The organism is Ilumatobacter sp. (assembly GCF_049588435.1).
In the GTDB taxonomy this organism is placed as follows: Bacteria; Actinomycetota; Acidimicrobiia; order Acidimicrobiales; family Ilumatobacteraceae; genus Ilumatobacter_A.
The window spans coordinates 1-2,555 of record NZ_JBAVYV010000269.1 but is presented as its reverse complement, the minus strand read 5'-3'; the positions used below and the strand labels follow the sequence as shown (position 1 = coordinate 2,555).

The window sequence follows — 2,555 nt, the reverse complement described above, 5'->3', positions numbered from 1 at the left end:
GCATGGAGCGAATCGTGGAGAGGACCCATGGGACGTTCTCGCAGCGGCTCGGCGCCGTCGATCAGATACGGGCCCGGGCCCAGGGCTGCCAGCGCCGTCACGAATCGCGACGTCGTTCCGGCGAGCCGGGTGTCGAGCGAGACCGGGCCGGCGGGGAGCGCTCCTCCGGTGCCGGTCACGATGGCGGTCGGGACGCCTCCATCACGGCTCCGTTCGACCGGAACCCCGAGTCGGTTCAACGAGTCGACCATCGCGTTGGTGTCGTCTCCCGGTGCGAGGCCGAGGATCTCGGACTCACCGCCGGCGAGGGCGGCGCACACGAGGGCGCGGTTCGCGATGCTCTTCGACGGCGGGACGCGCACCTCAGCGATCACCGGGCCTTCGGCCAACCGAATGGTGCGGACCTCGGTCATGTCAGCGCCTGCACCGACGGGCGGAACCCGCGAGCCAACAGGCCACCGCGGAAGACGTCCGCATGGGCCTGGTCGACCAGGACGACGACGACACCGAGGTTGCGCTCCGCGACGTGGACGACTTCGAAGTTCGCGATGTTCACGCTGAGATCGGCCGCGAGGACGAACACCTCAGCGGCTGCGCCGGCGCGGTCGGGAATCGGGATACGCACCTCGGCGAGGCTCTCGGGATGGACGACGCGGCTCGGCAGATTGGCACGAGCGTCCCGGGCGCGGTCGAGGCGTTCGCGGAGCTTGTCGCGGCGCCCGTGGTCGATCTCGGCCCGGACTTCGGCGAGTTCGTCGATCAAACGGGTCAGTGACCCGACGATCGCCGAGCGGTTCTCCTCGCAGATGTCGAGCCAGATGTCGGGCCGACCGCTCGCGACGCGGGTCATGTCGCGGAAACCCCCGGCGGCGAGGCGCAGCAGAGCAGCGTGCTCGATCGATCGGTCGGCGGCGAGCCCCATCAGTGACGCCGCGGTGAGATGTGGGACGTGGCTGATCACGGCGACGACTTCGTCGTGGCGGTCCGGTGCGATCGCGAGGATCTCCGCTCCGAGCTCGGACACGATCGCGGTCAATCGGGAGAACACGAGGTCGTCTGCGTCGTCGTCGGGAGTGAGGACCCAGATCGCCCCCTCGAACAGGTTCGGATCGGCACCGTCGAGACCGTCACGCTCGCTGCCCGCCATCGGGTGGCCTCCGACGAAGCGGGGGTCGTCGATCGCGGCACACAGCGGACCCTTGACGCTGCCGACGTCGGTGACGATGCCGGTCGTCTCGGCGAGGGCCCTGCGGACGGCGTCCTGACCGCGCGTCACCGGAACCGCGACGAAGGTGATCATCGCATCCGGGTCGAGGCCGACCGACTGGATCACGCCCCGGTCGACCGCCGCCTCGGCGGTTGCGCCGTCGTCGTCGACGCCCGCGACGCTCCATCCCCGAGCTCCCAGCGCCGCCGCGATCGACCCGCCGATCAGGCCGAGGCCGATCACGTTGGCGCTGCGGGGTTCAGTCACGGCGGGCGATCGTAGTGGCGACCGCTTCGACCATGGCATTGCGTTCGTCGTCGGTCCATTCGCGCCATTCACCCGGTTGCAGGTTGCGGTCGGTGATCGGGCCGACACGCGTCCGCACGAGCCTCCGCACGGGGTGGCCGATCGCCTCGCACATCCGTCGGATCTGTCGATTCTTGCCCTCGTGGATCACGATCCGCAGGATTCCGGGTTCGGGTTGTGACACCTTCGCCGGTGCCGTGACCCCGTCCTCGAGCTCGACTCCTTCACGGAGCTGTCGGATCTTGCCGGCGGCTACCGCTCCCCCATCGACCTCGGCGAGGTATTCCTTGTCGACACCGTGGCTCGGGTGCGCGATGCGGTTCGCGAGCGCCCCGTCGTTGGTGATCAACAGGAGCCCCTCGGTCTCGAGGTCGAGACGGCCGATGCTGAACACGCGTGGCTCGGCGGGAACGATGTCGAGCACCGTTCGACGGCCGTGCGTGTCGGCGCTCGTCGTGATGACTCCGGCCGGCTTGTTGAGCAGGTAGTAGACCAGGCCGGGCTTGACGCCGATCGGGGCACCGTCGACTTCGACTCGGTCGACATCGGCGAGGACCCGTCGGCCGAGGATCGCCACCTCACCGTTGACGGTCACCCGACCAGCGGCGATCAGGTCGTCACACGTGCGGCGGCTCCCGAAACCGACGGCGGCGAGCACCTTCTGGAGGCGTTCACCCTTCGGCAGCTCGGCGCTGCGGTCGGCCATCTGCTCCCACAGCGGCTTCTCGGGTACGTTGTCCGGGTCGCGATCAGGCATCGGATTCCGGTTCTGCTGCCGTGGAGATCTCGATCTCGGGGGTCACCCGCAGGCCGTGCTCGAGGGCCTCGACGACGTCGGGTCCCGGGATGAACTCGGCGATCGGAGGCAGGTCGTCAACGGACTCGAGACCGAGCTTCTCGAGAAACGTGGTCGTGGTCCCGTAGAGGATCGCCTGGCCGGGTCCGTCGTCCCGACCGATCTCGTCGATGTACCCGCGTGCCTGCAGTGTCCGCAGCACGCCGTCCGGGTCGACGCCACGGATCGCTGCCTCCTGGGCGCGCG

The 2,555-nt window shown here is 69.2% G+C and carries 3 protein-coding genes and 1 pseudogene; all 4 read right to left on the bottom strand.

Annotated elements, in window-relative coordinates; genetic code table 11:
- Positions 1-413, bottom strand: a pseudogene (locus tag WBV89_RS10515) (3-phosphoshikimate 1-carboxyvinyltransferase); the annotation flags it as partial.
- A complete protein-coding gene (locus WBV89_RS10510) occupies positions 410-1,474 on the bottom strand; it encodes a prephenate dehydrogenase (RefSeq protein WP_423981295.1) in 1,065 nt (354 codons plus the stop codon). The pseudogene WBV89_RS10515 and the gene WBV89_RS10510, both read right to left, overlap by 4 nt.
- The gene (locus WBV89_RS10505) at positions 1,467-2,270 is read right to left on the bottom strand and encodes a pseudouridine synthase (protein WP_423981294.1); all 804 of its coding nucleotides are present in this window, start codon (positions 2,268-2,270) and stop codon (positions 1,467-1,469) included. Before WBV89_RS10505 ends, WBV89_RS10510 begins: the two co-directional genes overlap by 8 nt.
- A partial coding sequence (gene scpB, locus WBV89_RS10500; RefSeq protein WP_423981293.1) for an SMC-Scp complex subunit ScpB occupies positions 2,263-2,555 on the bottom strand: 293 nt, incomplete at its 5' end. The genes WBV89_RS10505 and scpB, both read right to left, overlap by 8 nt.